General features: G+C 67.7%; 23 protein-coding genes, 2 tRNA genes and 3 pseudogenes. 11 read left to right on the top strand and 17 right to left on the bottom strand.

The genetic code is table 11. The features are described from left to right. Window positions 1–13: 13 nt before the first annotated feature. On the bottom strand, window positions 14–334 hold the full coding sequence (locus tag ACTXPP_RS03315) for a hypothetical protein (protein WP_301497913.1): 321 nt from the start codon (window positions 332–334) through the stop codon (window positions 14–16). Between the two features lie 85 nt (window positions 335–419). On the opposite strand from ACTXPP_RS03315, the gene ACTXPP_RS03310 reads away from it, so the two are divergent. Continuing rightward, window positions 420–1,412: an NAD(P)H-dependent flavin oxidoreductase gene (locus tag ACTXPP_RS03310; RefSeq protein WP_301497911.1), complete on the top strand. Its 993-nt coding sequence runs from the start codon at window positions 420–422 to the stop codon at window positions 1,410–1,412. 11 nt (window positions 1,413–1,423) lie between these two features. On the opposite strand, the gene ACTXPP_RS03305 is transcribed toward ACTXPP_RS03310, so the two are convergent. After that, window positions 1,424–2,002 (bottom strand): TetR/AcrR family transcriptional regulator, encoded by a 579-nt coding sequence (locus ACTXPP_RS03305; RefSeq protein WP_301497909.1) that lies wholly within the window; start codon window positions 2,000–2,002, stop codon window positions 1,424–1,426. Window positions 2,003–2,058: 56 nt separating this feature from the next. Here ACTXPP_RS03305 and ACTXPP_RS03300 point away from each other — a divergent pair, with 56 nt between their 5' ends. Further along, window positions 2,059–2,799, top strand: coding sequence for a hypothetical protein (locus tag ACTXPP_RS03300; protein WP_441583304.1), 741 nt, complete (start codon window positions 2,059–2,061; stop codon window positions 2,797–2,799). Between the two features lie 33 nt (window positions 2,800–2,832). On the opposite strand, the gene ACTXPP_RS03295 is transcribed toward ACTXPP_RS03300, so the two are convergent. Continuing rightward, window positions 2,833–3,123, bottom strand: coding sequence for a hypothetical protein (locus ACTXPP_RS03295; RefSeq protein ID WP_301497906.1), 291 nt, complete (start codon window positions 3,121–3,123; stop codon window positions 2,833–2,835). A gap of 36 nt (window positions 3,124–3,159) precedes the next feature. On the opposite strand from ACTXPP_RS03295, the gene ACTXPP_RS03290 reads away from it, so the two are divergent. After that, window positions 3,160–3,474, top strand: coding sequence for a GlsB/YeaQ/YmgE family stress response membrane protein (locus tag ACTXPP_RS03290; protein ID WP_443340896.1), 315 nt, complete (start codon window positions 3,160–3,162; stop codon window positions 3,472–3,474). 77 nt (window positions 3,475–3,551) lie between these two features. Here ACTXPP_RS03290 and ACTXPP_RS03285 read toward each other — a convergent pair whose 3' ends face one another. Further along, entirely contained in the window at window positions 3,552–4,847 is a 1,296-nt protein-coding gene (locus ACTXPP_RS03285; protein ID WP_443340894.1) for an HNH endonuclease signature motif containing protein, read from the bottom strand. Window positions 4,848–4,975: 128 nt separating this feature from the next. Between ACTXPP_RS03285 and ACTXPP_RS03280 the strand changes: the two genes are divergently transcribed. After that, window positions 4,976–5,389 (top strand): DUF488 domain-containing protein, encoded by a 414-nt coding sequence (locus ACTXPP_RS03280; protein WP_301498472.1) that lies wholly within the window; start codon window positions 4,976–4,978, stop codon window positions 5,387–5,389. Here ACTXPP_RS03280 and xdhC read toward each other — a convergent pair. From xdhC to ACTXPP_RS03240, 8 genes and pseudogenes are all read right to left on the bottom strand, one after another. Beyond that, window positions 5,376–6,140, bottom strand: a pseudogene (gene xdhC, locus ACTXPP_RS03275) (xanthine dehydrogenase accessory protein XdhC); the annotation flags it as partial. The gene ACTXPP_RS03280 and the pseudogene xdhC overlap by 14 nt on opposite strands. A gap of 47 nt (window positions 6,141–6,187) precedes the next feature. Beyond that, window positions 6,188–8,178: pseudogene (locus ACTXPP_RS03270) on the bottom strand (xanthine dehydrogenase molybdopterin binding subunit). A gap of 63 nt (window positions 8,179–8,241) precedes the next feature. Then, window positions 8,242–8,595 (bottom strand): annotated as a pseudogene (locus ACTXPP_RS03265) (xanthine dehydrogenase molybdopterin binding subunit); the annotation flags it as partial. Further along, window positions 8,592–9,551 carry an FAD binding domain-containing protein gene (locus ACTXPP_RS03260; RefSeq protein ID WP_301495557.1) on the bottom strand — a complete coding sequence of 320 codons (960 nt, stop codon included), beginning with the start codon at window positions 9,549–9,551 and terminating at the stop codon, window positions 8,592–8,594. The gene ACTXPP_RS03260 and the pseudogene ACTXPP_RS03265, both read right to left, overlap by 4 nt. Before the next feature lie 199 nt (window positions 9,552–9,750). Then, complete coding sequence (locus ACTXPP_RS03255) at window positions 9,751–12,222, bottom strand: ATP-dependent RNA helicase (RefSeq protein ID WP_301520294.1); 2,472 nt, start codon at window positions 12,220–12,222, stop codon at window positions 9,751–9,753. Beyond that, complete coding sequence (locus tag ACTXPP_RS03250; RefSeq protein WP_301495553.1) at window positions 12,215–12,463, bottom strand: hypothetical protein; 249 nt, start codon at window positions 12,461–12,463, stop codon at window positions 12,215–12,217. The genes ACTXPP_RS03255 and ACTXPP_RS03250 overlap by 8 nt, the downstream gene beginning before the upstream one ends. A gap of 2 nt (window positions 12,464–12,465) precedes the next feature. Beyond that, the gene (locus tag ACTXPP_RS03245) at window positions 12,466–12,921 is read right to left on the bottom strand and encodes a DUF805 domain-containing protein (RefSeq protein ID WP_301495552.1); all 456 of its coding nucleotides are present in this window, start codon (window positions 12,919–12,921) and stop codon (window positions 12,466–12,468) included. Window positions 12,922–12,954: 33 nt separating this feature from the next. Then, entirely contained in the window at window positions 12,955–14,370 is a 1,416-nt protein-coding gene (locus ACTXPP_RS03240) for a trimethylamine monooxygenase (protein WP_443340891.1), read from the bottom strand. Window positions 14,371–14,460: 90 nt separating this feature from the next. On the opposite strand from ACTXPP_RS03240, the gene ACTXPP_RS03235 reads away from it, so the two are divergent. From ACTXPP_RS03235 to ACTXPP_RS03225, 3 genes are all read left to right on the top strand, one after another. Further along, complete coding sequence (locus ACTXPP_RS03235; RefSeq protein ID WP_301495548.1) at window positions 14,461–15,927, top strand: FAD-binding oxidoreductase; 1,467 nt, start codon at window positions 14,461–14,463, stop codon at window positions 15,925–15,927. Window positions 15,928–16,002: 75 nt separating this feature from the next. Continuing rightward, a complete protein-coding gene (locus ACTXPP_RS03230; protein WP_301520293.1) occupies window positions 16,003–17,352 on the top strand; it encodes an SAM-dependent methyltransferase in 1,350 nt (449 codons plus the stop codon). Window positions 17,353–17,418: 66 nt separating this feature from the next. Continuing rightward, entirely contained in the window at window positions 17,419–18,042 is a 624-nt protein-coding gene (locus ACTXPP_RS03225) for a septum formation family protein (RefSeq protein ID WP_301495544.1), read from the top strand. A gap of 7 nt (window positions 18,043–18,049) precedes the next feature. On the opposite strand, the gene ACTXPP_RS03220 is transcribed toward ACTXPP_RS03225, so the two are convergent. Together ACTXPP_RS03220 and hisC are read right to left on the bottom strand one after the other, a co-directional pair. Continuing rightward, window positions 18,050–18,658: a hypothetical protein gene (locus tag ACTXPP_RS03220; RefSeq protein WP_301520291.1), complete on the bottom strand. Its 609-nt coding sequence runs from the start codon at window positions 18,656–18,658 to the stop codon at window positions 18,050–18,052. An 84-nt stretch (window positions 18,659–18,742) separates the two neighbouring features. Further along, a complete protein-coding gene (gene hisC / locus ACTXPP_RS03215; protein ID WP_301520290.1) occupies window positions 18,743–19,825 on the bottom strand; it encodes a histidinol-phosphate transaminase in 1,083 nt (360 codons plus the stop codon). 85 nt (window positions 19,826–19,910) lie between these two features. Here hisC and ACTXPP_RS03210 point away from each other — a divergent pair. Together ACTXPP_RS03210 and ACTXPP_RS03205 are read left to right on the top strand one after the other, a co-directional pair. Beyond that, window positions 19,911–20,002 (top strand) — tRNA-Ser (locus tag ACTXPP_RS03210). A 177-nt stretch (window positions 20,003–20,179) separates the two neighbouring features. Then, window positions 20,180–20,252, top strand: a tRNA-Arg gene (locus tag ACTXPP_RS03205). Between the two features lie 61 nt (window positions 20,253–20,313). Here the strand turns inward: ACTXPP_RS03205 and ACTXPP_RS03200 are convergent. Then, entirely contained in the window at window positions 20,314–21,978 is a 1,665-nt protein-coding gene (locus tag ACTXPP_RS03200) for a long-chain fatty acid--CoA ligase (RefSeq protein ID WP_301495538.1), read from the bottom strand. 159 nt (window positions 21,979–22,137) lie between these two features. Here ACTXPP_RS03200 and ACTXPP_RS03195 point away from each other — a divergent pair, with 159 nt between their 5' ends. After that, entirely contained in the window at window positions 22,138–22,545 is a 408-nt protein-coding gene (locus ACTXPP_RS03195; RefSeq protein WP_443340885.1) for a helix-turn-helix domain-containing protein, read from the top strand. On the opposite strand, the gene ACTXPP_RS03190 is transcribed toward ACTXPP_RS03195, so the two are convergent. Beyond that, window positions 22,517–23,122: a ClpP family protease gene (locus ACTXPP_RS03190; RefSeq protein WP_301495534.1), complete on the bottom strand. Its 606-nt coding sequence runs from the start codon at window positions 23,120–23,122 to the stop codon at window positions 22,517–22,519. The two genes, ACTXPP_RS03195 and ACTXPP_RS03190, sit on opposite strands and share 29 nt — an antisense overlap. Window positions 23,123–23,125: 3 nt before the next feature. After that, window positions 23,126–23,755: a ClpP family protease gene (locus tag ACTXPP_RS03185; RefSeq protein ID WP_301495532.1), complete on the bottom strand. Its 630-nt coding sequence runs from the start codon at window positions 23,753–23,755 to the stop codon at window positions 23,126–23,128. A 99-nt stretch (window positions 23,756–23,854) separates the two neighbouring features. Here ACTXPP_RS03185 and ACTXPP_RS03180 point away from each other — a divergent pair, with 99 nt between their 5' ends. Then, window positions 23,855–24,634 carry an SDR family oxidoreductase gene (locus tag ACTXPP_RS03180; RefSeq protein WP_301495530.1) on the top strand — a complete coding sequence of 260 codons (780 nt, stop codon included), beginning with the start codon at window positions 23,855–23,857 and terminating at the stop codon, window positions 24,632–24,634. Window positions 24,635–24,639 lie beyond the last annotated feature (5 nt).

The raw sequence follows: 24,639 nt of genomic DNA, 5'->3' as shown, positions 1-24,639 counted from the left end.
GAAATGTGGCGCGCTACTTCGCGTCGGACAGGACGTAGGACGCCGCGGCCACCCCGGCGGTCACGGTGAGCACGGCCGGCCAGGAACCGATCTTCTTCGCCAGCGGGTGAGACAGGCCGAAACCGAGGACATAGGCGCTGGTCAGACCGGCAGTCAGTGCCGGGCCACCCTTGGTCATCCAGCTACGTCCGGCATGCACCCCGGCGGCGGCGAGAACCACGCCACCGATCGGGCGGATCCCGGTCTCCCGGGCCGTGAGCCAACCCCCGACCAGACCCAGGCTGGTGACGGCGGCAGTGTTGACATCCTTGGCGTTCTTGAGTTGCATCTCCATGACGGTCAACGGTACCCGGGTACGCTCGGGGAGGGACAACGAACCTGATGATCGACCCCGATGAACGAACCCGACGAAGGACACCATGACACGTAACAGTTCCCTCGGGATGGACACACTGATCACCCGACTGTGGGGGATCGACGTGCCGATCATCGGGGCACCGATGGCCGGACGCGCCGGCGGCGAGCTCGCCGCCGCCGTTAGCGCCGCCGGTGGACTGGGCATGATCGGGGTGGGGGCGAACACCAGCCCGGAGTGGATCACCGAGAACGCCGAGATCGCCCGTGGCGGCGGCAACTTCGGCATCGGCCTGATGGTGTGGGCTCTCGACGACGCCGTCGCCGCCACCGGACATGCCGACCAGTTCGAGGCTGCCCTCGCCGCAAAACCCACCGTGCTCTCCCTCGCCTTCGGTGACCCCGGCCCCTGGGTGAAACGCGCCCACGACGCCGGGATCAGCGTCGTCGCGCCGGTGAACACCCGACTGCAGGTGCGCCAGGCACTCGACGCCGATGTCGACGTCCTGTGCGTCCAAGGCTCCGACGCCGGCGGCCACACCGGACGCATCGGCACCATGGCACTGATGCAGAACATCCTTGCCTATGTGGCGATCCACGCCCCGGCCGTGCCCGTCGCCGTCGCCGGCGGCATCGGATCAGGACGCGGGGTCGCCGCAGCCCTCGGTGCCGGGGCGGACGCGGCCTGGATCGGTACCGCACTGCTGGGCTCACCCGAAGCGCTCGGATCCGCCGAGCTGAAGGACGCGGCGGTCACGGCGTCCTCCCGGCACACCGTGCTCACCGGTATCTACGACCGGGCCGAACAGGTCGGCTGGGACATCGACACCTGGCCCACGCGAACGGTCCGCAATGACTTCGTCGACCGTTACGCCGACGACCAGACCGTCACCGACGCCGAACTCATCGCCGCCCGGGCCCCCGGCGGCGACCACGCCGATGATGTGAAACTGCACGCCGGGCAGGGTATCGGTCTGCTACAGCGCAAGGAACCCGCCGGCCACGTGGTGCGGCGGATGGCGCAGGAGGCCTCGACGCTGCTGCGTCGCTTCTGCTGAGCTTTCTCACCCTATCCCGGCAGGTCGCCGACCATGTCGCTGACGGTGGCGCGGGCAGCGTCCTCGCTGATCCTGCCCGACATCAGCAACGAACCCAGACCGTGGCCCAGGGCCATGGCGGTGTCGACGATGCGTCCGGCGGTCTCCTCGCCGAGCTCCGGAAGAGCGGTCAGGCACGCGGCGGTGAACTCCGCGGCCGTGGCATCCAGGTGGCGCTGATAGGCCGAGGCCGCCGGTTCCACCCCGGTCACCGCCATCAACTCCATTGACACCCCGACGCGGTGCAGGGCCCGGGTCTCCTCGTCGACGGGCAGGGAAGAGTCGAAGTAGCCCTCGATCACCGCACGCAGGGACGTGGCATCAGCCAGGGGGCGACGCCAGCGGGCGACGCTGCGCTCCGTGGCTCGGTCGAGGGCCGCGGTGAGCAACGTGTCCTTGTTCGTGCCGTAGTACTGCACGAGCCGCAGGGAGACGCCAGCCTCCGCCGCGACCTTCCGCATGGTCACCGCATGAACGCCGCCGGCCCCGAGGAGGCGGTCGACGGCGTCGAGAATATCGTCCCGGCGGGAGGAGCCGGTGGTCGTTCGCATGAAGACCAACGATAGTCGGTGCCATCAGCGCCCCGGTGCGTAGGGTGGAAGGTGCCATGAATGAGCGCAACGAACACACCCGTTGTCTGGACGTCGACCTCACCGCCACCCCCTGGCTCTACCCGGGACACTGGCCGAGGACCTCCGGCACACTGACAAACGAGGGCTTCTTCCCCGGCACGACCGGGCTCGCCGACATTGCCACTGACCTGGGACGCACCGCTGTTGTCGCGGTGGGTTCGAATGCCTCACCCGGGGTGATGCGCACGAAACTGCGGAACAACGGGGTGTCCACCATCGTCCCGTTCCTGCGGGCCTGTGTGCCCGACACCGGAACCGCCTTCACCGCCCACGTCAGCCCCCGCGGCTACATTGCCGCCGCTCCCTACCGACAGCCCGGAGTACACGCTTCCCTGTGGGTCAGCCTGCTCGACGAGGAGCAGCTGGCCTGCGTCGACATGACCGAGTCGCCGAACTACACGCGCATCCGCTGCGAGGACACGCTGATCCTCGACAACGGTGAGGAACTCGTCGGCTACGACATCTACCGCAGCAGCTGGGGGCTGGTGCCCGACCTGCCACACCACACCGGACGTGGCGAGGAGCCGATGCCGTTCACCCAACGTGACGCGCAGGAGCGCGTGCTGCGGCACCTGCGCGACAGCCTCACCGGCATGGTCCCGTCATTGCCCGACGGCTCCAGCGAGCAGGTCGTCCGGGCGATGTGGACGGACGAGGGGCTGGCACGGCAGGTGTCCGAGGAACTGCACGCCGTGGCACTGGCGGACGGCTACTAGCCGTTGAACGGTGTCAGCCGTTGTTTGCCGTTGTTAGCCGTTGTTGGCTGAGCCCGGCACGGACTGCCAGGACCCGGCGGCGAGGCTGCCGGAGGCGAGCAGGCCGAAGACACTGGCCAGGGAACCGACGACATCGGTGCTGCTGGACAGTGTGATCAGCGAGGATACCGTCGGGTTGTCGGTCGCCGATGAGGCGGAGCTGAAGCTCGGCAGGTCCTGGGCGGAGGCTGCCCCGGTGGTGGCGACGGCGGTCGCGGCGGTCAGGCCGGCGGCGGTCGCGATGGCGACCAGTCGCCTGCGGTAGGTGTTCTTCGATTCAGACATGCACCTGATTATGCCCCACCATGTACAAAGGTGTCTATGGACACTTCAACGGAGACCTCAACGCTTATTTTCGCGGCAAGCTCCACCCCGACGCTCGGCTTCATCGGCTGGGTGATCATCGGTGGTCTCGCCGGTTGGATCGGATCGAAGATCATGAAGACCGACGAGCAGATGGGAGTGCTGCTCAACATCGTCGTCGGTGTGATCGGTGGTTTCGTCGGCGGCTGGCTGCTCAGCCTGTTCGGTGTGGATGTGGCCGGTGGTGGACTGTGGTTCAGCTTCTTCACCTGTCTGATCGGCGCGGTGATCTTCCTGTGGATCCTTGGCGCGGTCACCGGGAAGAAGCGCTGAGCCACGCGTTGAACAGACACTGAGTCCGCACTGCTGGCCCCGACCGCCGTTGGCGGTGGGGGCTGAGTTATTCCAGGTCATTCCAGGGCGGGGACATCAGGATCGTCGGTGATCTCAGCGCTGGCGTTGTCGGCAGCGGGGGCGGCGACCTCTGAGGGGCTCATTCCTTTGAACTTGGCCAGGGGACCGGAGGCGTAGGTGGTGACGGTGCGCCCGTCGGGCCCGGTCCAGTGGATCGTGTAACCACCGTCGTCGGTGTAGCAGGTCCAGTGTGCTTCGGTCTTCGCCTGGTGGTGGGCCTTGCAGAGATTCTGACCGTTGCTGACGTGGGTTGCCCCGTCACTGGTCGGGTCGGTGTGCGGGGAACTGACGATGTGGTCGTTCTCGCACTGTGACGCCGGGACGGTGCAGGAGGGGAACCGGCAGTGCCCGTCCCTGCCCTCGAGGAAGAGCTTGTCGGTGAACCGGAACCGGTAGTGGTCGGAGGTGGGGTATTCCTTGGGGTCGGTGGTGATCTCGCGGACGACCTTCGCTGCCGACTCGAGCTTGTCGGCGCTGTGGCTGTCGACCCAACCGACCCCGCCGACATAACCGGCGCCGATGCCGTGGAGTCCGTCGAGGGTTGTCCGGTACAGGTTGACCCGGATCTTCATCGTCTTCGGGGAGTCGCCGAGCAATCCTAGCAAGATCTCACCTTTGACCTGGGAACCTGTCGGCAGGCCGGGGAGTTCGGCGGCCTCGTCTGCGTCCAGCATCGTGCGTTCGCGACGCAGGCCCGCCAGCCGGTCCCGCGCTTTCGATTCGAGTGCGTCGGCGATGGCGGCACTGGTGGTCTGGGAGCCGGCGGTGAGGATGAAGGTGTTTCCCCGGCGGTGCAGCGTGGTGGTGTTCGCCTCGGCCTCGGCCGTGCGGTCGACCAGGTCAGGAGCGATGTCGAGCAGAGCCTCGTCCACCCGGTCGCGCAGGTCTGCCAGTGACACCGGGTTGGGGGATGTAACCAGCCATTCGGTGACGTGCTGGGTGACTGCAGTGTCCAGCACCGGGAGGAGTTCATCCACCGCGCCGGAGGGGACCGTGGCCAGCTGCCGGTTGATCCGGCCCCAGATCGTGTCGAAGTGCTCCACCGTCACCGTGCCAGTCGTCACCGCGCGTCCGTACAGCCCAGGCATGCGGGTAGCCAGTTCGGCTGCGTGTGCGAATCGGATGGCATCCGACCGTGAGCGTGCCCGCAGTGCCAGTGCTGAGGAAATGCGCTCACGGGGCAGCAGGCTCGCCAGGTGGCCGACGATGGTGAGTTCGCCGTTGTTCAGCACGAACTGGATGGACGTCACGTTGCTGGTGTCGACTGGGCCCGGTGGCGCCGCGGTTGTCATGATCTCGTCCTCCCCGAAGTAGTTTCTACGAAGAACTTTACTCTTTTGCCACTGCGGAGTCAACCATATGTTCGAGTTGATCTGACTCTCGCTGATGATCCGGGCGTTCTCGGCGTAAGCTCGAGGCCATGGGATCACTGAAGATCGCCCGCGTCTACGACGTCCGTGCAGGAAGTACCGACAGCGCAGGCAGTACCGACAGTGTCGGCAGCGCCGGCCACTACCTCGTCGACCGCCTCTGGCCTCGCGGTGTGAAGAAGGAGGACCTGCCGCTGACCGGCTGGCCCAAGGAGCTCACCCCGTCCCCCCAGCTCCGCACTGATTTCCACCACGGTGCGCTGGACTGGGATCAGTTCGGCGACGCCTACCGCGCCGAACTCGACGAACGCCACAAAGTCGGGGAGCTCGACGACATCCTCGCCGAGCTTGCCGACACTCTCGCAGACCGGGACGTCCTGTTGCTCTTCGCCGGCAAGGACACCGAGCACACCCATGCGCGTGTGTTGCAGGAGTGGGTGGAGAGCGTCCTCAGCCGCGACTGAGCAGGTCAGCGGCGATACTCACCGCAATAGTCGCCGGGTGACTCCCGCCCAGACCGTCCATCCCCACCGGACACTGGATGCCGGAGACATCGGTATTGGTGAATCCTGCGTCCCCGAGCTTCCTCCGGAACCGTGACCATTTCGCGGACGACCCTATGAGCCCTACCGAGCCGAGCGGCCCCTGCGCTCCCGGATCCCGCTGGCGTGCCAGCAACGCCTCACACAGGTGCAGGTCCTCGCCGTGGTCGTGGGTCATCACCAGGACATGCGCCCCCGCCGGGATGTCCTCCACCTCAGCCTCGGGGAGCATGGTGTGCTTCACCCGCACCGTCGCCGGACAGTCGGCGACCTGTCCGGTCAGTGCCTCGACCTGTGCGGGTCGGGAATCGTAGAGCCACAGGTCAGCGTCCTGTCGCGACAAGATCCGGGCAAGTTCGATGCCGACATGGCCGCAACCGAATACCACCACCGCCGGCGGGACCGGTTGCGGTTCGAGCAGGACCGTCACCGTTCCCCCGCAGCACTGACGGCCGTGGTCGTACGGGACCTTGTCGTTGAGCCGGAACTCCATGGTATCCGGAGCGTATCCGGCGTCGGAGGTCGCCGCGAGCCGCTCCCGGGCCCGGACGACGGCACCCGCCTCCAGGTTGCCGCCGCCGATGGATCCGTAGGACGCATCGACGGTGACCAGCATCTTCGCGCCCGCCTCGCGTGGCGCGTGCCCCTGTCGGGCGATGACGGTCACCAGGACCGACGGGGTGCGGGACTACCGCAGCGCCGCGGCGTCCGACAACCAGCTCATGGGGCACCCACGACGGTGTCCACCAGTGTGCTCGTCCGCACCTTCTCGATGGCCCAGTACACCGCCTCCGGGGTGGCGGGCGATGGCAGGTCAACGACCGAAGCGACGCGGGAGTCGTCAGCCCCGTCAGTGGACCCGAACGCCGCCACGGCCTGCCGCAGTGCCTCGCGAACCGAGAATGCCAGCATCAGCGGTGGCTCCCCCACCGCCTTCGACCCGTACACCGCGCCCTCCTCGTGAGCCTTGTCGAGCAACTCCACCGTGAACTCCCCCGGAAGTTCGGAGAACGACGGCAGCTTGTAGGTGGACGCCCCGGCGGTGGAAAGCCGCCCCGACCCGCGGTCGCCGGGGTGGGAGCCGTCGTCCCAGCGCAGATCCTCCAGGGTGAGCCAGCCGAGGCCCTGGAGGAACCCGCCCTCAATCTGGCCGATGTCGATCAACGGCGACAATGAGTCGCCCACGTCGTGGACGATGTCCACCCGCCGGGCCTCGTAGCTGCCGTCGAAGCGGCTGACCTCCACCTCGCAGGCGGCGACCCCGTAGGCGACGTACTTGAACGGCTCGCCCTGCATCACCGAGGCGTCCCAGTGCAGCCCTTCGGTGCGGTAGAAGCCGGACGCCGATAGCTGGACGCGCTGCATGTAGGCCTCGGCGACGACCGTCTCCCACGCCAGGTCGTCCGGCATGCCCAGCGCAGACACCCATCCGCGGGAGAAGCGCACGTCGGACGGGTTCGCCCCGAGCATCGAGGCGGCGACGACGCGCAGCCGCGAGATGATCTGGTCGCAGGCGTCCTTGATCGCCCCACGGTTGAGGTCCGCGCCGGAGCTCGCGGCGGTGGCGGAGGTGTTGGGCACCTTGTCCGTCCGGGTCGGCGACTGGCGCACCAGTCCCAGCGGCACACCCAGCGACGTGGCGGCGACCTGCATCATCTTGGTGTGCAGGCCCTGGCCCATCTCGGTGCCGCCGTGGTTGATCAGCACGGAGCCGTCCTTGTACACCAGTACCAATGCCCCGCCCTGGTTGAAGGCGGTGAGGTTCAAGGAGATACCGAACTTCACCGGGGTCATCGCCAGCGCCCGACGCCGCGACGGGTGCGAAGCGTTGAAGGCGGCGATCTCCGCCTCCCGCGCCTCCACATCCGCATGGTCGAGCACCTGTGTCCAGGCCGCCTCCAGACGGTCCGGGTGACGCACCGGCATGTCGTATGGGGTCCGCTGACCCTCCCGGTAGAAGTTCCGGCGACGTACCTCGCGCCCCGGGAGTCCGAGCTGCTGGGCGGTGCGCCCCAGGATGTCCTCGATGACCAGCATGCCCTGCGGGCCGCCGAAGCCGCGGAAGGCCGTCTGCGAGGTCTTGTGGCACTGGGCTATCCGCCCGTGGACGGCGATGTCCGGGATCCAGTAGGCGTTGTCGATGTGGCACATCGCCCGGGCCAGCACCGGTTCGGAGAGGTCGAGCGACCAGCCGCCGTCGGCGGTGAGCGTGACGTCCAACGCGGTGAACAGGCCTTCGTCGGTGAAGGCGACGGTCCAGGTGGAGTGGAATCCGTGTCGCTTGCCGGTCATCGTCATGTCCTGGGGCGGGTCAGGCAGACCCGGACAGGACGTCCGGTGAGGACGGCGCCGGGGGAGGCGACGGCGGCGTAGCCGTGCGGCTGCATCTCCTTGCCGCCGAATCCGCCGCCCATGCGCAGCGACTGCACGGTGACCTCGTGGGCGGGAACGCCCAGCACGTGGGAGACGATGTCCTGGGTCTCGGTGGGGTGCTGCGTGGAGCAGTGCACCAGGATCTGCCCGTTCTCGTCCACCGTCGCCAGCGAGGCTTGGGTCTCCAGGTAGAAGTGCTCCTGACCGGCGAATTCGAAAGTGCCGTTCAGGACGTTCTGGTCCGCCGCCGCCAACGCCGCCGCGGCATCGCCACGCAGCATCGTGGGCTGCGTCCCATGGAACCTGCCCTGCGCGATGGCGTCGGTGAGGGTGAGCACCGCCTCGAGTGGTTCATAATCCACCTCCACCGCCTCGGCACCCAGGCGCGCGGCTTCCAGGGAGTCGCCGAGGAGCCAGGCCACCGCGTGCCCGTGGAACATGACCTCGCCGCCGACCTCCGGGAACAGGGGTTCGTCGTGCTTGGTCCCGGCGTCGTTGATCCCGGCGTCCGGGACATCCGCGGCGGTGAGGACACGCACCACCCCGGGCACCGACAGCGCAGGTCCGGTGCGGATCGCCAGCACTCGCGCATGAGCGTGCGGGGAGCCCACCGGGTGGGCGTGCAGGACACCCGGGTAGCGGTTCACCAGGTCATCGGTGTACAGGGCAGCGCCGGTGACGTGCAGAGCTGCCGATTCGTGCGGGTGGACCTCGCCGACGATCGGGGCGGTGGGACATTGCGACAAGGTGCTCATACGCGTGCCTCCGTGTTCTGCTGTGCCTGCTCAGCGAAGAAGCGTTCCAGCGAGGCGCCCAGCATCGCCGAGCGGTACGCCGCGCTTGCCCGGTGGTCGGACATCGGCGTTCCCTCACTACGCAGGAACTCCGCCGCGTGCGCGATGGTCTCCGCAGTCCACGGCGCACCCTCCAGGGTGGATTCGGTCGACAGCGCCCGCACCGGGGTGGCGGCCACGCCTCCCAGGCCGATCCGTGCCTTGGTGACCACACCGTCCTGCACGTCAACGGCACAACCAACCGCCACGGAAGAGATGTCGTCGAAACGGCGCCTGGCGATCTTGTGGAAGGCGGTCAGCGGCGACAGCGGCAGGGGAATGCGGATCCGGGTGATCAGCTCGTCCCGTTCGCGGACGGACTGCCGGTAGCCGGTGAAGTAGTTGCACAGAGCCACCTCCCGTTCGCCGTGCACCGACGTCAACACCAGGGTGGCCTCCAACGCCAGCAGTGCCGGTGGGGTGTCGCCGATGGGTGAACCGGTGCCCAGGTTTCCGCCGATCGTGGCACTGTTGCGGATCAGCCGGGAGGCGAACTGCGGCAACAGCTGGCCCAGCAGCGGGACCCTCGTGCCCAGCGTCCGCTCGATCTCGGTGAGGGCCATGGCCGCGCCGATGTCCAGGTACTGGTCGGTGGCGGTGATGCCGCGTAGTTCGGGGATCCGGTCGATGACGATCACGTCCGCCGGACGCTCCCCCTTGAGGTTCACTCCGACACCGTGGTCGGTGGAACCGGCGACGACGGTGACGGAAGGGTCGTCCGACATGATCTCCAGTGCCTCGACGAGGGTGGTCGGACGCCGGAAACGGGACGTTCCGGAGTGGACGCCGGAGGCGCCGGCGTCGGTCTCGAGCGTCACCCCGTTGACTGTCAGCCGTGTTGTCGTCTTGTGCGTTGTCGTCTCTTCTGCAGTGGTCACGTGTGGGATCTCCTGTGACTCACGGTGGGCTGGTCGCCTGGGTCCGGACGCCCCGGTGATCGCGGTCGTCGTCCGCGCCGGGGCCGTATAGCAGCCGTGTGCCCACCTCTGGCAGCCGCAGTATCGCATGACGGGATTACTGCCGTGTTACGGGTTACTGGACACGAGACTTTGGTCAGGAGATGCCGGCAGACCACGACTATTCGCTGAGGTGGGCTCCCGGGTTCTCCGGCCAGGGATGTTTCGGGTAGCGACCACGCATCTCCGAACGCACCTGCCGGTAGGCACCGTCCCAGAAGCCACCCAGGTCATCGGTGACCGCCAGCGGACGCTGCGCCGGTGACAGCAGCTGGAACTGGATCCGTCTCCCGGCGATCTCCGGGGAGCCGTACATCCCGAAGCAGTCCTGCAGTCTCGTCGCGATGACCGCCGGGGCGTCCGGCGCGTCAGTCACCTCCGGGTAGCGGAGACGCACCGTCCGGCCGCCGGGCAGGTCCAGGGTTTCGGGAGCGTCGGCGTCCAACCGCCGGTCCCACGGCACCAGGCCGCGGAGCAGGCCGGTGAGGTCCGGACGTTTGCCGGCCACCAGGTCAGGCACCACGAAGTCGAGTAGCTGGGCGGCATGCTCGGCATCGGCGACCGTGGGGTAGCCGGTGACGCCGTTATTGTGCAGATACTGGATACGTCGCCGCAGGTCGGAAGCTGTGGCCGACCAGCTCAAGGAGGCCAGGCCGTGCTGTGCCAGGCCCTTTCGCACCGCCGCTTCCCGGTCGGCCACGGTGATGTCTTTCACCGACACCGGGGTGGCGGACAACTCGATCGCCCCGAGGGCACGCACCCGCCGGGCAGCGAACTTCCCGGACGCTCCACCGGGCGTCCAGGTACAGGTCACCGTGTCGGTGAGCAGCGGGGACGCGGCGTCGAACGCCAGTTCCTGGCCGAGTGTGACCGCATCGCGGATCACCGCACCGGTGCCACCGGTGGAGGTGGCGGACGCCCCGGCGATGTCCGCCACCGCGATCCACTGTGCGCTGGCGGGAATGCTGCGGGCCCGGTCGCTGCCACGCTGCAGCACCGTCCCGGTGCCGGAGGCGGTGAGGAAACGGTCACCTTCCACCCGTCGGGCGATCAACCCGGGGAAGGCGCAGGCCAGGGTGTACGCTACTGCGTCGGTGCCGCGCAGGGGTGGTTTCGCAGAACCCTTCCTGGTAGCTCCCTGCAGCAGCGTCCGGAACCGGGAGACCACCGGGTCGCGGGCGTCCGGTAGGGCGTCCAGGCGTCCCGACCCGTCGTCCAGTACGGCGAGCACTTTCGCCACCGTCGTGGCGTCCACCCGCTCGGCGGCGAGCAACCCACCGCGGGCCAGCCGCGGGTCGGCGGGAATCCGGGCCAGCGTGCGGCCGTAGGAGGTCACCGCACCGGACTCATCCACCGCCCCGATGGCCTGCAGGGTGGACTCGGCGACATCGGCGGCGAGCGTGGGGAAGGCGTCCGGCAGTGGCAGGTCGGACCCTCGTGGCGAGCCCCAGCAGGCCACGTCCAACATCGTCGAGGTCAGGTCGGTGGTGAGCACCGCAGGCGGGGCGGACGCCGGGGCCTTGGCGTACTGCTCGGCGGTGATGCAGCGGTACACCGTGCCCGGGCCCTCACGTCCGGCGCGGCCGGCACGCTGGGTCATCGAGGACTGTGATGCGGTCTCGGTGACCAGCACCGACATGCCGCGGGTGGTGTCGCGCCGGGAGACCCGCGCCAGGCAGGCGTCCACCACCACGCGCACCCCGGGCACGGTGAGGGAGGATTCGGCGACATCGGTCGCCACGATCACCCGGCGGGCGTCGGAATCGGTGCTCCCGCGGACGATGCGGGCCTGCTCGCCGGGGGAGAGACGGCCGTGCAGGGCGAAGGCCTCGATGTCGTTCGCGCTCGCCAGCGCCGCCGCCACCGTCTCCGTCCCGCGGATCGTCGGCACGAAGACCAGCACGTCCCCGGTGGTGTCGGTCAGCGCGCGGCGAACCGTGGCCAGCACGGCGTCCTCCACGGCACTGCGGTGGCGTCGGTCCCGGTTGACCATGGAGTCGGCGGAGGTCGCGTAGTGGATCTCCAACGGGTGGATGGAGGAGGGGACGTCCACCACCGGGGCGGGAGACTTGCCCTCACCACCGAGCAGCTCGGCGAAGCGGGCGGCGTCCAGCGTCGCGGACATGGCGACGACGACCAGGTCGTCCCGTAACTCGCGCAGCTGGGTGACCATGGCGAAAACCAGGTCGGACTCCAGGTGACGTTCGTGGACCTCGTCGATGACCACCGCGGCGACTTCGTCGAGGTCCGGGTCGGCCAGCAGACGACGCAGCAGCACACCCGGGGTGACCATCTCGATGGCGGTGGACGCCGACACCGCGCGGTCGCCGCGGACGGTGTAGCCCACCTCGTCCCCCACGCGGTCGCCGCGCAACTCGGCGATGCGGGCGGCGGACGACCGGGCGGCCACGCGGCGGGGTTGGGTCACAATGACTCGGCCGGTGGAACTGCTGGAACGCACATGTTCGAGCACATACTGCGGGGCCAGCGTCGTCTTACCGGTGCCGGGCGGGGCCTGCACCACCGCCACCCCGCGGGAGCGCAGGGCGGTCAGCAGGTTGTCGCGTCCGGCGGCGAAAGGGAGGTCATGCACGCTGGTCAGCGTACTCTCGAGAGTCGGACGATCCGAGCCGGATCACCATGGCGGTGAAGAAGACCACGAAGAATGCCCCGAAGATGGCGGCCCAGGACATGTAGTTCCAGGCACCCTCGACGTGGTTCTGCTGAGGTCCGCCGTCAGTCTGCAGGAGGTAGTTGTTGTTCATCCCGGCGATGAAGTTGATCGCCGTGAAGATCAGCAGGATCACCTGGGCCAGCACCAGGTAGTGCTGCACTGTCAGGGCGCTGCTGCCACGGGAGGGATCGAGGAGTTCGGGGTCCTCACGGTCCGGTCTGATCGGCTGCTCCTGGCTGCCACGGAGAAGCATGAAGAACAGGATGATTCGGCCCACGGAATGATTCCGAGCAGTGCCCACCCGCCAGACATCCCGGAGTCGTGCAGGCGGCGCCAGGCCAAGGACAGTGCCGGGATGAACAGGGCCAGCCCGGCTATCCCCATCGCCTTGTCGAGGGCCTCCGCCCACTCGTCTGCGATGTCAGGGTGACGTGCCATCCATTCCTGCACGACGGTCAGCAGGACGGCGCCGAGCGCGATCGTCAGCGCCGGGAACCAGAACTCCCGGCGGGAGGCCCGTCCCTTGAACCGGGCCCACCGGGTGAAGAACCGGCCCAGTGCCCGGACGTAGGTGGCTGAATAGTCAGGTGTGGAGAGAGGGGGTTCCTGAGTTGTCACCTCACCGACGGTATCAGAGCGGTGAGGTCACCCTCAGTTCACGACCGGCTCAGGCTCCGCAAGGTAGCGCTCGCGGGAGTCGTCGAGCTCCTCCAGCCACGGGGTGTGGTGCACGGTCGACATCGTGCCGGTCATCACCGAGGGGTACACCTGGTCGCGGTAGGTGAGGATGTTGGTCTTCTTGTCCTTCTTCCACGCCAGGAAGATCCGGACGACCTCGTCCAGGTCGAACATCGGGTAGTCCGTGGCCTCGATGAGGTCGCGGATGTAGTCGGCCTGGAACTGCACCGCCTCCGGGTCGTCGGTGATGGCGTCGTGGCGGGCGGTCCAGGCATTGATGGACTCGGCACGTGCCGCAGCGTCCGGCAACTCGGCGCGGCCCAGGATCAGGTCGCGGACGAACCAGGCCTGGGCGTCGAACATGTTGAAGGTGAACCACTGGTCCTGGGAACCCAGGTAGTAGACCTTCGGGTTGTTCTGCCAGACCACGCCGCGGTACAGGCCGGCGGGGTAGAGGTTGTTCGGCGAATCGATGCTCAGCTCGTCCGGCAGGAACGGGTAGTGGTGCAGATAGCCGGTGCACAGGATGACCGCGTCGTACCCGCGGACGACACCATTGGAGAAGGTCACCCGGTTGCCCTCGAAGTGGTCGATGACCGGCAGTTCCTCCATCCCCTCGGGCCAGGCGAAGCCCTGCGGCTGGGAACGGTAGCTCATGGTCACGTGCGCGGCACCCATCTTGTGGGCCTGCACGCCGATGTCCTCGGCGGAGTAGGACCCGCCGATGAGCAGGACGTTCTTGCCCGCCAGTCGCTCGGCGCCGCGGAACTCGTGGGCGTGGATGACCTCGCCGGGGAACTGGCCGATGCCGTCGAAGTCCGGCACGTTCGGGAAGCTGAAGTGGCCGGTGGACACGATCACGTGGTCGACGACCTCGGTGTGGGTCTTCCTCGCCCGCAGGTCCTCGACGGTGACGGTGAAGTTGTCGTCCTGTTCGTTGTACTGGACCCAGCGCACGGCGTGGGCGAACTTCACCTTCTCCTTCACGCCCGACTGGCTGGCGCGGCCGTCGATGTAGTCCCACAGCACCTCACGCGGTGGGTAGGACGAGATGGGCCGGCCGAAGTGCTCGTCGAAGGTGTACTCGGCGAACTCGAGGGCCTCCTTCGGGCCGTTGGACCAGAGGTTGCGATACATCGAGGAGGGGACGGGCTCGCCGTAGTGGTCGGTGCCGGTGCGCCAGGAGTAGTTCCACTGTCCGCCCCAGTCGTCCTGCTTCTCGTAGCAGACGATATCGGGTACGGGGGCACCCTCTCGTTCGGCTGCCGCGAAGGCCCTCAGTGCCGCCATGCCGCTGGGACCGGCTCCGATGATCACGATTCTCTGCTGGTCCTGCACGTCATCCTTTCCACCCGACGGAATCTCCGTTGGATGATTCAGTGAAGTCATTTGTGCACCCGGTGCAACCAGGAGCGCATAAAATAATACAGCATGCGCATAATCTGCAGGTCGGCGGGTATGAGGTTAGTGTGGTTGAGCATGAGCTTGAAGGAGAATGCAGTTGCCCTCGCCGGCCGGATCGCCGACGCTCTTCCGCTGGGGAACGGGGTTGACCAGCGTGATCTCGCGCCTGTCGGATGGTTCGCCCACGGGCAGGCTGTGGATCGGTTGACCGACAGCTTCGCCGCCGTTCCCGCCGGGCAGCGCGTCCGGTTGGCGAAGAAGACGTCCAACCTCTTCCGTGGACGCACCGGCGATGCCGTCGGGTTGGACGTCTCGGGCCTGCACGGCGTCATCGCCGTCGACCCGGTGGAGCGCACCGCCGATGTCCAGGGCATGTGCACCTACGAGGACCTGGTGGACGTCCTGCTGCCCTTCGGCCTGGCGCCCACCGTCGTCCCGCAGCTCAAGACCATCACCCTCGGCGGCGCGGTCACCGGCATGGGTGTGGAGTCCAGCTGCTTCCGCAACGGGCTGCCCCACGAGGCGGTGCTGGAGATGGACGTACTCACCGGCACCGGTGAGGTCGTCACCTGCTCGCCGACGCAGAACGCCGACCTCTACCGCGGGTTCCCGAACTCCTACGGATCCCTCGGCTACGCCGTGCGGCTGCGGATCCGGTGCGAACCGGTCGAGCCCTATGTGGCACTGCGCCACGTCCGGTTCCACGACGTCGGCACACTCACCGACGCGCTGGCCACCATCGTCGAGGAGAAGACCTACGAGGGTGAGCAGGTCGACTACCTCGACGGGGTGGTCTTCAGCCTCGACGAGGCCTACCTGGTGCTCGGTCGGAAGAGCAGTGAACCGGGGCCCGTCTCCGACTACACCCGCGAGAAGATCTACTACCGCTCGCTGCAGCACCCGGACGGCGTCCTGCATGACCGGCTGACGACCCGCGACTACCTGTGGCGCTGGGACATCGACTGGTTCTGGTGCAACCGCGCCTTCGGTGCCCAGAACCCCACCGTGCGCACCCTGTGGCCGCGTGACCTGCTGCGCTCCAGCTTCTACTGGAAGATCATCGGCTGGGACCGCAAGTACGACATCGGTGACCGGCTGGAAGCACGCAAGGGGCTGCCCGCCCGCGAGCGGGTCGTCCAGGACATCGAGGTCACCCCGGAGCACCTGCCCGAGTTCCTCACCTGGTTCTTCACCCACTGCGAGATCGAGCCGGTGTGGCTCTGCCCGATCCGGCTCGCCGACGACGAAGCCTGGCCGCTGTACCCGTTGACCCCGGACACGACCTGGGTCAACGTCGGGTTCTGGAGTTCGGTCCCGGTCGACCTCATGGGCTCGGACGCACCGGCCGGTGCATTCAACCGCGAGATCGAGCGGGTCGTCTCCGACCTCGGCGGGCACAAGTCGTTGTACTCCGAGGCGTTCTACACCCGCGAGCAGTTCGCCGCGCTCTACGGCGGGGACGCGCCGGAGCAGCTGAAGCAGATCTACGACCCGGAGGGGCGCTTCCCCGGGTTGTACGAGAAGACTGTCACCGGGCAGTAGTCGACAGTGGCCGCCACCTGGCGCATAAGTAGCATATAAGTAGCATACGAGTAGTGAATGAAAAGCAGGAGAATCATGAACTTCACCCCGTTGACGGTGGGCGAGATCGTCGACAAGGTCGTGGCCGCACCCGCACCGTTCCGCATCACAGCCTTCGACGGGTCGACCGGAGGACAGCAGGACGCCGAACTGACCCTGGACATCGCCTCGCCGGATGCCTTGTCGCACATCATCACCGCCCCCGGCGACCTGGGCCTCGCCCGGGCCTACATCACCGGGTCACTGCGGGTCACCGGCGACCACCCCGGGCACCCCTACCTGATCTTCGACCACCTGCAGCACCTCTACGACCGGATCCAGCGTCCGTCTGCAGGTGACATGGTCACCATCCTGCGCTCCCTGAAGGCGCTCGGGGCGTTCCGAGTCCAGCCGGTGCCGGAGCAGGAGACCGTCCCGGGGTGGAAGAGGGCGCTGATGGAGGGACTGTCACGCCACTCCAAGGAGCGGGACAAGGAGGTCGTGAGCAAGCACTACGACGTGGGCAATGACTTCTACGAGCTCTTCCTCGGCGACTCCATGGCCTACACCTGTGCCTACTACCCCGACGACGAGCGCACCGGCGACGATTCAGCATGGCGCTACGGCTCCTGGCCCGTGGGCGCCGATGCCCACGACCCCCTGACCGAGGCACAGGACAACAAGCACCGGCTGATCTTCGACAAGCTCCGGCTCGCCGCCGGCGACCGGCTGCTGGACGTCGGCTGCGGCTGGGGCGGCATGGTCCGCTACGCCGCCCGTCACGGGGTGAAGGCCATCGGCGTGACCCTGTCACAGGAGCAGTACGAATGGGGCAAGGCCGCGATCGAGGCCGAGGGGCTGGAGGACTTCGCCGAGATCCGCTGCATGGACTACCGGGACGTGCCGGAGTCGGACTTCGACGCGGTCAGCGCGATCGGCATCCTGGAACACATCGGCGTGCCGAACTACCAGGACTACTTCACCCTGCTGTTCGGGAAGCTGGCGCCCGGCGGCCGCATGCTGAACCACTGCATCACCCGGCCGCACAACCGTGCCACCCGCACCGGCCAGTTCATCGACCGCTACATCTTCCCCGACGGTGAACTCACCGGATCCGGGCGCATCATCACGATCATGCAGGACACCGGTTTCGACGTGGTCCACGCCGAGAACCTGCGCCCGCACTACCAGCGCACCCTGCACGACTGGTGCGAGCTCCTGGCGATGAGGTGGGACGATGCGGTCGACCTGGTCGGTGAGCAGACGGCCCGGCTCTTCGGCCTCTACATGGCCGGATCGGAGTGGGGCTTCGAGCACAACGTCATCCAGTTGCATCAGGTGCTCGCGGTGAGGCCCGACGCCGGTGGGTACACCGGGGTGCCGGTCCGTCAGTGGTGGCGGCCCTAGCGGTACGCTTTCACCGTCAACACCTGGTGGGTGAACCCCACCCACCCGACGAAGGAGAGTTCTCGCATGCACCGGGCCCGTCCTGCCCTGACCGTCCTGCCTGCTGTGTCGGTCGCCTGCGCAGCGGCCCTGCTGCTGGGCGGCTGCACCATCGGCGACGTCAGCAACGACACCGATGACGTGAGCTCCCCGGCGGATCAGGACATGCCCAGCGACAAGCCGCTGCCCGACGACGGGACCCCGGCCCCCGACATGGAGGCCGAGCCGGAACCCGGTGCCGAGGACGAGGAGTCCGGCGAGCCGGCCGACACCGACCCGAACTCCCCCGGGGCCCGCGGGCTCAGCGTGGGCGACTGCGTCGCCGACCTGGACCAGCTCAGCGGGGACGGGGAGATCGACCTGGTCGACTGCGGGGAGCCGTACGCCGGCGTGGTCTACGCCCAGGCAGACATCACCGGCAAGACCCTCTTCCCCGGCAACCGGCCGATGGGGCAGGAGGCCGGGGACATCTGCGGCGGCGAGAACTTCACCGCCTACGTCGGACTCGGGTTCGGGGAGTCCTCGCTCGACGTCATCACGATGATGCCGTCCAAGGACAGCTGGGCACAGGGCGACCGGACGGTGACCTGCGTGCTCACCGACCCGGCCGTCGAGGAGATCAACGGACCTCTCGAGCAGTCCTGGCGGTGAATCGGAACTAGTCCTGCTCCGGCACGAGGGTGACCAGCTTCAGCCGGTTCGACTCCTCCAGGTGGCTGACCGTGAGCTGCCACGCCGCGTCCGCGGTCAGCAGCATCCGCTCGTCGACGTCGGCGAGAAGGTGCTCGACGATCACGGACATGTCGGGATGCGTGCCGTCCTTGGTGGGGATCATCGCGACCGCCTCGGCGGAACCCCAGAGTCGCGGGTCGGCGATGAAGAGGTGGCCCTGGACGGTGGCGTAGCCCAGCGCGGCATCGCGCAAGTCGGCGACCCGGTCCGCGGACAGTTCACCGGACGACATCGCGTTCTCGATCAGCGGCACCCGGTCGATCGGCTGGTGCGAGTTCACGATGTCCTGGATCAGGGGGGTGGGCAGCGTGTGCAGTGTGCGGGACGCCGCGGCATAGAGGTCGCGGGGTGTCAGGTAGGGGCGGCCGACCACCACGGTGCGGGCCAGTTCCCGACTGGCCATCATGAAGGTCAGCAGGGTGGTCAGTTGCTCGGCCGGTGCGGAGTTGAAGCTGTGGAGATCCCGGATCGCAGGGGAGCACGCGGGCCTCGTCGCGAACAACGGGGTGAATTCGGAAGCGGTAGGCGTGTTCATGACATCTACCCTGCACCCCTGGTGTTTCCGGGTGGTGACGGCGATGAGCAGCCTGTGTTACGGTGCAGGCACTCAGCTACAGCGCTACAGCGCCGACCCCCGCAGCCCGTCGAGGGCCTGGAGCAGGACATCCGTCTCCGCCTCGTCGGTCACCGAGATACGCACCCCCTCGCCGTCGAAACAGCGCACGGCGATGCCGTACTCGGCGATGGCGTCGGAGAAGGCGCGGGCACGATCACCCAGGTCCAGCCACACGAAGTTGGCCTGTGACTCGATCCGGTACTGCTCCGGAAGCGCCTCCAGCACCCGGGTGCGCTGGGTGGCGGTGATGTCGGTGCGGGTCAGCAGTTCGTCCTTCGACTCGATGCTGGCCACCGCCGCGGCCTGGGCCACGGCGTTGACACTGAAGGGGATGCAGACCTTGTTGACCGCCTCGATGAACTCTGGGCGTCCCACCAGGTAGCCGACGCGCAGCCCGGCAAGTCCGTAGGCCTTCGAGAAGGTGCGGGCCACCGCCAGGTTCGGGTAGTCGGCGAGCAGGCCGAGACCGTCGGGGGAGGAGGAGTCGCGGGCATACTCGTAGTAGGCCTCGTCGAGCAGGACCTGGACGTCGGACGGGACGGTGTCGAGGAAGGTGATGAGTTCCTCGCGAGTGACCGTGGTGCCGGTCGGGTTGTTCGGGTTGCACACGATCACCAGGCGGGTGCGTCCGGTGACGGCGGCGGCCAGGGCCGGCAGGTCATTGCGGTGGTCCTCGGTCAGCGGGACCTCCACCGGGGTCGCACCGGCGACCTTGGCGAGAATCGGGTACGCCTCGAAACTGCGCCACGGGTAAACGACCTCATCGCCCGGGGAGCCGGCGCCCCCGCCCTGGCAGGTCGCCTGGATCGCCTGCTGGATCAGGGCGGAGGACCCGGACCCGACGGCGATGTTCTCGGGATTCAGCAGCAGGGAGGACGGGCCTCCCAGCCAGTCCGCGATGCTGCTGCGGAGTTCCCAGGCCACCATGTCCGGGTACCGGTTGCTGGACGCCAGGGCATGTGCCGCGGCACGGGTGACGCCGGGCAGCGGGCCCTGGGACGACTCGTTGCTCGACAGTTTGACGGTGAGGCCGTTCGGGCCGCCGGGGACGTACGGGGGAATCGAGGAAAGGTCGGCGCGGATCATGTCTCACAGCCTAGTCCTCATGCGGTTTTGTGCTGTCGCGGGGGCTGCTGTAGGCTGCGTCTAGCCGTCGTGAACAAGACGGTGTGGAGGCGTGCCAGAGCGGCCGAATGGGACTCACTGCTAATGAGTTGTCTGCTTAACGGCGGACCGGAGGTTCAAATCCTCTCGCCTCCGCCACTTCAGACTCCCCAGGCTTTTCGTGAGGATATGTCGCAAGCCGTCCGGTTCTTGTGGTGAGTAGCCGGGCATTCTGGACGTGGACCCGTTATATGGGGTGTGTGGTGTACCCCGGGTTCGCGTGACATATCCCGTCTGGTGGTGTGCCAGGGAGTCTGGAGTCGCTGGAAACAGCGGGCGCCCGTAGCTCAACGGATAGAGCATCTGACTACGGATCAGAAGGTTAGGGGTTCGAATCCCTTCGGGCGCACGCTTTTCTTGACCGCCCCGCCGGTGGACATCAGTCCCCGGCGGGGCGGTTTCGTATGCGGTCAGCCGCGCTGAGCCACCAGGTCCCCGGCGTCCAACTGCTTGCGCAGTGTCAGCTTGCTGAGCTTGCCGGTGGCGGTCAGCGGGATCTCGTCGACGAAGCTCACCGCATCCGGGATCCACCAGCTCGCCACCCGGCCGTCGAAGAACCTCAGCAGTTCGGACGCGGCGGGCAGGGCGTCACCCTTGGCCTCATCCTCCGGCACCACGACCAGCAGCGGACGCTCCTGCCACTTCTCGTCGGGCATCGCGATCACCGCAGCCTGCTTTACCGCCGGGTGGTCCAGGGCGTGGTTCTCCAGGTCGATGGAGCTGATCCACTCGCCGCCTGACTTGATGAGGTCCTTGGTGCGGTCGGCGATGTGCATGTAGCCCAGCGGGGAGATCGACGCGACATCCCCGGTGTCGAACCAGCCGTCGTCGGTGAAGGAGTCGGCGCCGACCGTGCCCTGGCCGTCGGAACTGAAGTACGCCGAGGCCACCCACGGCCCGCGGATCTGCAGCGGGCCGACCGCCTCGCCGTCCTGCGGCAGCTCGGTGCCGTCCTCGTCGACGATGCGCAGCTCCACGCCGAAGGGCGGGACGCCCTGGGAGGCGCGGGCCTCCTCGTGGACCGCGGTGTCGTCCTGCGCCCGGAGCGCCGGGGTCGGGTGGAACATGGTGCCCAGCGGGCTGGTCTCGCTCATGCCCCAGGCGTGGACCAGGTCGACGCCGTACTTCTCCTCGTACTGCTGCATCAGCGCATAGGGCACCGCCGATCCGCCGCCGATGAAGCGCTTCACCGAGTCGATGCGCTTGCCGCTGGCCTCCAGGTAGGCCAGCAGTCCCTGCCACACGGTCGGCACACCGGCCGCGGAGGTGACCTGCTCCTCCTCCATGAGCGCCTGCAGCTCCGCCGGATCCCCCATCTTCGGGCCGGGGAAGACCAGCTTCGTTCCGGTCATGGCGGTGGCGTAGGGGACACCCCAGGCATTGACGTGGAACATCGGCACGACCGGTAGCGAGACCTCGCTGGAGGAGAGGTTGAAGACATCCGGCAACGCCACGCCGAAGCTGTGCAGGACGGTGGAGCGGTGGCTGTAGAGCACACCCTTGGGGTTGCCGGTGGTGCCGGAGGTGTAGCACAGTGAGCTGGCTGTGTTCTCGTCGAAGAGCGGCCAGTCGTAGTCGTCGGACTCCCCGGCGATCAGCGCCTCGTAACTGATCACATCCAGGTCGGTGTCCGGAAGGTGCTCGTCGTCGGTGAGGACGACCAGCTCAGGCACGGTCTCCAGCCGGGGTGCCAGGGCCTCGATCAGCGGCACGAACATCGGGTCGATGAACAGCATCTTGTCCTCGGCGTCGCCGATGATGAAGAGCAGCTGGTCGGCGAACAGGCGCGGATTGATGGTGTGGCACACCAGGCCGGAGCCGGAGACCCCGTAGTAGATCTCGAAGTGACGGTAGTCGTTCCAGGCCAGGGTGCCGATCCGGTCGCTGCGCTCGAAACCGCGACGCTCCAGGGCATTCGCCAGTCGGCGGGCGCGGGAGAATGACTCGCGGTAGGTGTAGCGGTGCCGGGGGTTGTCGACGGTGAAGGAGACGATCTCCTGGTCACCGTAGAGCCGGTCGGCGTGGCGTGCGATCGAGCTGATCAGCAGCGGCTGGTCCATCATGAGTCCGTGCATGGGAGTCCTTTCATGCCAAGGGGGTGCACCGCCGTCTTGTGTGTCGACAGTCACACTATGGTTTCCAGGACGATCGTAAAGCACTGACGAATCCCCTGTGGGCGATCATTGTCTCGGGGGCACTAATCCCCCCCGGTTCGGGCACGTAGGCTCGGGTACATGAGCAACCAGAACCCCACGACTGACGACCGGGCGACGGTCGTGCCGTTCCGGCGGCGGGACGCTCGTCAGGTCCCACCCGAGCGTCCGGCCCGACTCTGGCGCGAGGCTCTCGGCGACGAGATCCGCCGACAACGCACACGGCGCAGGGACCGCCTCAAGGACACCGCCGAGCGTGCCGGCATCTCACCGCAGTACCTCTCCGAGCTGGAACGCGGCATGAAGGACCCTTCCTCGGAGATCCTCGAGGCGGTTGCCGGGGCGCTCGGGAAATCATCCTTCGACCTGGTGCGGTCCACGCTCGCTGGGGCTACGGTCACGCCGGTGCGTCCTGCCCCTGCTCCTGCCTCTGCCCCCGCTCCGGAGTCCGGCCCGACACCTACGAACCCGGTGCTTCTCGCCGCGTGAGGACGTGGTCGACGATGACGTAGTCGACGGCGGCGTCCGGGGCGAGTACCAGTTGGCGTTCGGTGTCTGCCCGGACCTGCTGTGCCGTCCGGCCGCAGTGGGACGCCAGCACGGCTTCCTGCAGGCGCCGGATACGCTCCATCTCCTCGGCCTCGATGATCAGGTCGGGGATCGTGCCGCGTCCTCCCTCGGTCGCAGGTGCGGTGAGCACCACCCGCCCGTTGCGCAGGATGGAGCGGTGTCCGGGCGTCCCACCGGCGAGCAGGATCGCCGACAACGCCACCGCCTGCCCGACGCAGGTGGTTTCGATGCGCGGGCGGATGAACTGCATACAGTCGTAGATCGCCATCGTCGCCGACTGTGAACCGCCGGGGGAGTTGACGTAGAGCGAGACCGGTGCCTCCGGGTTGTCGCTCTCCAGGTGCAGCAACTGGGCGATGACGGCATTGGAGACACCGTCGTCGACCGGGGTGCCCAGGTAGATGATCCGCTCGTCCAGCAGACGACTGTAGATGTCGACGGTCTTCTCACCGGTCGGGGTCGCGGTGGTCACGTAGGGGATGGTGTAGGACGTCATGATCTACGCCCCCAGTCCCAGGCCGGAACGCCGGGCGGTCAGGCCGTCCGGCCCGGTGATGATGTCCAGGTCGTCGATGACCTGGTCGATGAAGCCGTAGTCCAGTGCCGAAGCGGCGGTGAACCATCGGTCGCGCAGCGAGTCCTGGGTGACCTTGTCGACGTCCTTTCCGGTGTCGGCGGCGATGCAGGCCAGTACCATGTCGCGGGTGTGGCGCATGTCCGCCGCCTGGATCTCGATGTCCTGGGCGGTGCCGCCGATGCCGCCGGAACCCTGGTGGAGCAGTACCTTCGCATGCGGCAGGGAGAAGCGCTTACCGGGGGTGCCGGAGGACAGCAGGAACTGGCCGGCACTGTAGGCCATGCCGATGTTCACCGTGGCGACGTCGTTGGGGATGGCCCGCATGGTGTCGCGGATGGCGAGCATGCCGGGAACGGAGCCGCCGGGGGAGTTGATGAGCAGCACGATGTCGGCGCGGGAATCGCGGGAGGCGAGCAGCAGCAGGGAGGTGCACAGTCGGTTGGAGGTGTCCTGCTCCAGGGCGTCGCCGAGGACGATGATGCGGCGTTCATAGAGGTCGCGGTAGATTTCCTGGTCGAGTATGCGGGTGGGGTCGGGTGTGTTCTCTGACATGGTGCTCAGGGTGCGGTGTGGTCGTGTGCTGCGGCAATGCCCTGCTGCTGACGGCGGATCCGCTGTGAGCGGAGCACAAGCTTGTTAGTGTCGGACCCCATGAGCCGCTTCACCACACTGATCACCGGCGCCAGCTCCGGCCTCGGCGCCGAACTCGCCCGCCAGTCCGCCGCCCTCGGCCACGACCTCGCCCTCTGCGCCCGCAGGACGGAGCGGCTCGACGAGCTCTCCGCCGAGATCACCGCGTCCCACCCGAACGTCACCGTGCGCACCTACGCCCTCGACGTCACCGACCCGGACGCGGCGCGCGAAGTTTTCCAGGCCGCCGACGAGGACGCCGCGGAGAACGGCGGCCTCCACCGGGTCGTGGTCAACGCCGGACTGGGCAAGGGGCGCAAGATCGGATCCGGGAAGCCCGAGGCGAACCGGGAGACCGCCACCACCAATGTCCTCGGTGCATTGGCGCAGGCGGAGGCGGCGATGGAGATCTTCCGCGCCGCCGACGGTGGTAAGGGCGCCGGCCACCTGGTGCTCGTCTCCTCCGCCTCTGCGATCCGAGGCAACCGCAAGGCCGTCGCCACCTACGGTGCGACCAAGGCCTTCGTCGCGAACCTGGGGGAGGGGATCCAGGCCGAGCTGCTGCGCAGCAAGTCCCCGATCGACGTGACCGTCCTGCTGCCCGGCTACATCGCCTCGGAGATGACCGCCCGCAATGAGCAGGGCACCCCGCTGATGGTCGACACCGAGACCGGGGTGCGCTCCATGCTCGCCGCGATCGAGGCGCGCAAGCGCAAGGCGTACATCCCCGGCTGGCCCTGGGCGGTGATCTCCAAGGTGCTGCGCGTGCTCCCGCTGTCGGCGGTCGCACGGTTCACCTGACCTGC

Origin of the sequence: Candidatus Corynebacterium faecigallinarum, from assembly GCF_052264515.1 — a bacterium.
GTDB lineage: Bacteria > Actinomycetota > Actinomycetes > Mycobacteriales > Mycobacteriaceae > Corynebacterium > Corynebacterium faecigallinarum.
The sequence above is the reverse complement of the archived record's forward strand: the minus strand, read 5'-3'. Positions and strand labels throughout refer to the sequence as shown.

What these genes read in the sequence shown, in the direction of transcription:
- ACTXPP_RS03290 (WP_443340896.1), top strand. Translation starts at nt 3,160, where the DNA reads ATGGACACTTCAACGGAGACCTCAACGCTTATTTTCGCGGCAAGCTCC.
- ACTXPP_RS03180 (WP_301495530.1), top strand. Translation starts at nt 23,855, where the DNA reads ATGAGCCGCTTCACCACACTGATCACCGGCGCCAGCTCCGGCCTCGGC.
- ACTXPP_RS03220 (WP_301520291.1), bottom strand. Translation starts at nt 18,658, where the DNA reads ATGAACACGCCTACCGCTTCCGAATTCACCCCGTTGTTCGCGACGAGG.
- ACTXPP_RS03235 (WP_301495548.1), top strand. Translation starts at nt 14,461, where the DNA reads ATGAGCTTGAAGGAGAATGCAGTTGCCCTCGCCGGCCGGATCGCCGAC.
- ACTXPP_RS03190 (WP_301495534.1), bottom strand. Translation starts at nt 23,122, where the DNA reads ATGACGTCCTACACCATCCCCTACGTGACCACCGCGACCCCGACCGGT.
- ACTXPP_RS03240 (WP_443340891.1), bottom strand. Translation starts at nt 14,370, where the DNA reads ATGACTTCACTGAATCATCCAACGGAGATTCCGTCGGGTGGAAAGGAT.
- ACTXPP_RS03285 (WP_443340894.1), bottom strand. Translation starts at nt 4,847, where the DNA reads ATGACAACCGCGGCGCCACCGGGCCCAGTCGACACCAGCAACGTGACG.
- ACTXPP_RS03300 (WP_441583304.1), top strand. Translation starts at nt 2,059, where the DNA reads ATGAATGAGCGCAACGAACACACCCGTTGTCTGGACGTCGACCTCACC.
- ACTXPP_RS03230 (WP_301520293.1), top strand. Translation starts at nt 16,003, where the DNA reads ATGAACTTCACCCCGTTGACGGTGGGCGAGATCGTCGACAAGGTCGTG.
- ACTXPP_RS03225 (WP_301495544.1), top strand. Translation starts at nt 17,419, where the DNA reads ATGCACCGGGCCCGTCCTGCCCTGACCGTCCTGCCTGCTGTGTCGGTC.
- ACTXPP_RS03200 (WP_301495538.1), bottom strand. Translation starts at nt 21,978, where the DNA reads ATGCACGGACTCATGATGGACCAGCCGCTGCTGATCAGCTCGATCGCA.
- ACTXPP_RS03305 (WP_301497909.1), bottom strand. Translation starts at nt 2,002, where the DNA reads ATGCGAACGACCACCGGCTCCTCCCGCCGGGACGATATTCTCGACGCC.
- ACTXPP_RS03310 (WP_301497911.1), top strand. Translation starts at nt 420, where the DNA reads ATGACACGTAACAGTTCCCTCGGGATGGACACACTGATCACCCGACTG.
- ACTXPP_RS03185 (WP_301495532.1), bottom strand. Translation starts at nt 23,755, where the DNA reads ATGTCAGAGAACACACCCGACCCCACCCGCATACTCGACCAGGAAATC.
- hisC (WP_301520290.1), bottom strand. Translation starts at nt 19,825, where the DNA reads ATGATCCGCGCCGACCTTTCCTCGATTCCCCCGTACGTCCCCGGCGGC.
- ACTXPP_RS03295 (WP_301497906.1), bottom strand. Translation starts at nt 3,123, where the DNA reads ATGTCTGAATCGAAGAACACCTACCGCAGGCGACTGGTCGCCATCGCG.
- ACTXPP_RS03315 (WP_301497913.1), bottom strand. Translation starts at nt 334, where the DNA reads ATGGAGATGCAACTCAAGAACGCCAAGGATGTCAACACTGCCGCCGTC.
- ACTXPP_RS03280 (WP_301498472.1), top strand. Translation starts at nt 4,976, where the DNA reads ATGGGATCACTGAAGATCGCCCGCGTCTACGACGTCCGTGCAGGAAGT.
- ACTXPP_RS03195 (WP_443340885.1), top strand. Translation starts at nt 22,138, where the DNA reads ATGAGCAACCAGAACCCCACGACTGACGACCGGGCGACGGTCGTGCCG.